This window comes from Synergistota bacterium (genome assembly GCA_021159885.1).
Lineage (GTDB): Bacteria > Synergistota > GBS-1 > GBS-1 > GBS-1 > AUK310.
The window spans coordinates 1-3,575 of the sequence record JAGHDO010000078.1; the positions used below are offsets into that span (position 1 = coordinate 1).

The following is a 3,575-nucleotide window of genomic DNA, read 5'->3' on the forward strand; positions in this document are numbered from 1 at the left end:
TATAGGGTTGCCTTTGAGATTAAGAGACATAGGGATGAATCTTGAAGATCTTGATGAGTTAACCGAGCTTGCCTTTTCAGCTCAGCGGCTTTTAGTTCATAATCCGAGAATCATTTCTAAAAATGATATAAAAATGATTTTTAAAAAGGCTTGGTAATTACTATCAGAGGAGGTGCTTTCGAGGTGATTGGGGGCTACTGGAATCGGTTTTTGAGGATAGATCTTTCCTCAAAGAGCGTGGAGGTATTTTCTCTCAATGAGAAAATACTTAGGGAATATATCGGTGGAAGCGGGCTTGGGGCAAAGCTAATTTATGAGGGGATGGACCCATCCCTGGATCCGCTTGACCCGGGAAATGTCCTCGTCTTTATGGCTGGTCCTTTAACCGGAACGCCTGCTTTAACCGCTGGGAGACATGCGGTAGCTGCAAAATCTCCCCTAACGGGCATATGGGGAGAAGCAGATGTTGGGGGTTATTGGGGAACGGGTTTAAAAAGCACGAGGTTTGACGGCATAATCATCGTGGGGAAAGCGGAAAGGCCGGTTTATATCTGGATAAACGAAAGACGGGCTCTTATAAGGGATGCGGAGCACGTTTGGGGGAAAGATACTTTTGAAACCGAGAAGATCCTGAAGGAAGAGACCGAGCCTGGTGCCAAGGTTGGTTGCATAGGCCCTGCTGGTGAAAATGGTGTTAAGTTTGCTTCCATAATGTTTGATGGAAAGCACGCTCGAGCGGCTGGAAGATGCGGTTTAGGAGCGGTTATGGGCTCGAAAAACCTTAAGGCGGTGGTGGTTTCTGGGAACAAGACGGTTCCTATTGTAGATAAGAGAAATTTCTTAGAATTTTCCAAGCTTAAGATGAAGGAAGCCATAGAAAGCCTAAAAGCTTTCTCGGAGTATGGTACCTCGGGGGGTGTTATAAGGGCGGAGGAGCTTGGGGATCTCCCGATTCGCAACTGGCTCCTGGGGGAGTGGAAGAAGGGTGCGCTTAAGATAACGGGTCAGGCCTGGAGCGATAAATATCTCGTTAGAAGGTTTCACTGTGCCTCGTGTCCCATAGGCTGTGGAAGGGTTATAAAGCTATCCCAAGGCGATTACGCCGGTGTTGAGCAAGCGGGACCTGAGTATGAGACGCTTGCGTGTCTTGGTGCGCTTTGTCTCGTGGATGCCCCTGAGGTCGTTTTACTTGCCAATGAGCTCTGCAATAGATATGGGCTTGATACGATATCTACGGGAAGCGTTATAGGATTTGCTATGGAATGTTCAGAGCATGGTTTAATAGATGAGAGGGTAAGATGGGGGAGTGGCGAGGATCTTCTTAGGCTTATCAAGGATATAGCTTTCAGGAATGGTATAGGAGATCTGCTTGCTGAGGGGGTTAGGAGTGCATCAGAGAATATAGGAGGATTGGCAAAGGAATTTGCTATTCATGTTAAGGGGCTTGAGCTTCCTGCTCATGACCCGCGTGCGTTTAACAGTCTTTCCATTGGGTATGCTACCTCTAATAGAGGTGCCTGCCATGTTCAGGGTATGTCTTATATCTTTGAAAGAGGAGCCACGCTTCCGGATATGGGATATACCGAAGTTCAGGATAGATTTGGCGTCGAAGGGAAGGCAGAATTCGTGGCAAAGGTTCAAGATCTCATGTGTCTTTATGACTCCGCTAAGATGTGTAAGTTTACTCTCTTGGGAAGCGTTGGACCGCGGGATATGTTAAAGTGGTTAAACTATGCAACGGGTTTTGATTACTCTTTTGAAGAGCTTATGAAATGCGGCGAGAGGATATTTAACTTAAAGAGGCTCTTTAACGTGAAAATCGGTATAAGCAGGAAGGATGATACCCTTCCGCCCAGGATAGCTATACATGCTAAAGAGAGCGGAGGGGCAAAAGGGAATCTCCCTCCGTTTAACAAAATGCTTTACGAGTATTACAAATACCGTGGTTGGGATGAGCTCGGAAGACCAACCCCCGAAAAGCTCAAGGAACTTGGGATAGAGACATAACATGGTATAATTTAATAGTGAGAATAAATTTCGGATGGAGAAGAATAATGAATAATGGTAATAATAAAACAGCTTTAAACATAATAGATAATAGTCCAGGAAGAGAGCTAAAATTAGTTATAAAAGACCAACTTAAAAAATCAAAAGAAGCAAAGTTTGCTATAGGATATTTTTTCTTTGGCAAGTTAGTGGACTCTCAAACGCTATTCAAATATCTCATATATAAGAGGATGTAAAGATCAAGGAATTGATAGAGAAAATAAAAGCTCACGAATGGGTTAAAGTGATAGAGGGAGAAGGATGAGCTTAAAAGAATTAATCGCTAAGGGAGAATCGGAAACTCTGGAGTTTAAGAAATCTCTTTCGGAATGGAGGGAGATAGTTGAGACGGTATCTGCATTTTCTAACACAAAGGGAGGAACAATAGTTGTTGGTATTGGCGATAATGGGAAAATACATGGTGTAGCAATAGGCAAGAACACAATAGAGGATTTAACCAATAAAATTCTGACAAATACAGAACCAAAAATTTATCCCGAAATCACTACGGCAACTCTTGAAGAAAAAAGAATTATCCTGATAAAGGTAGAGAAATTCCCGTATGATGTTGTTCTTGCTTTTGGAAGACCTTTCAAAAGGGTAGGTAAAAGCACAGTGAGGATGAGTAAAGATGAATACAAGAAGAGCATCCTTGAGATACATAGAAAGGAATTATACTTTGATGGTCAGATATTAGAAGAAGCCAATATTGGAGATATTGATGAGAATAAACTGAAATCTTTTGTCAGAAAAGCAAAGGAAAGAAGAAATCTTGACATTGAAGAAACAGACGACATTCTGAACATTTTAAGAAAGTTAAAATTATTGAAAGGCGATGCTTTGACAAATGCTGGGATACTTTTATTTGGCAAAAATCCTCAGAAATTTTTCCATCAGGCAAGTATAAAATGTATTCGTTTTAAGGGAACAGATGTTACGGGTAAGATGCTCGATTTTAAGGAGATAGAATCTGACTTGTTCACTGAGGTGGATGAAGTTGAGAAGTTTATATTTAACAATATTTCCCTACGTGCATGGATTGAGGAAGGAAAGATTGAAAGACAAGAAAGATGGGAATATCCACCAAAGGCATTGAGAGAGGCTATAGTAAATGCAATTGTCCACAGGGATTATCGTATCCCCTCTAAGATACAGATAAGAATATTTGATGACAGAATTGAATTCTGGAATCCAGGGAGATTACCAGAAGGTTGGACTGTTGAAACCTTAAAAGAGGAACATACATCGGAACCATTTAATCCACTAATTGCGAGAATTTTCTTTTGGGTAGGATATGTGGAAGAGGTTGGAACTGGCACAAATAAGATGATAAAGTGGTGTAAAGAATGGGACCTCCCAGAGCCTGAATTTAAAATAAAATCAAACAACATAGTGGTTATATTTAGAAAATCAAAACTTACTGAAGAATATCTAAACAATCTTGGTCTTAGAGAAAGAGAAAAGGAAATAATTCAATTTCTCAAAGAGAGGAAGAGGATCACCAGTGGCGATATCCAAAAAAGGTTTGA

General features: G+C 41.3%; 2 protein-coding genes. Both read left to right on the forward strand.

What is annotated here, in order from left to right; all coding sequences use genetic code 11:
- Positions 1-186: 186 nt before the first annotated feature.
- Positions 187-2,007, forward strand: coding sequence for an aldehyde ferredoxin oxidoreductase family protein (locus tag J7M13_07875; protein ID MCD6363891.1), 1,821 nt, complete (start codon positions 187-189; stop codon positions 2,005-2,007).
- A 300-nt stretch (positions 2,008-2,307) separates the two neighbouring features.
- The coding region (locus J7M13_07880; GenBank protein MCD6363892.1) for a putative DNA binding domain-containing protein at positions 2,308-3,575 on the forward strand (1,268 nt) is incomplete at its 3' end.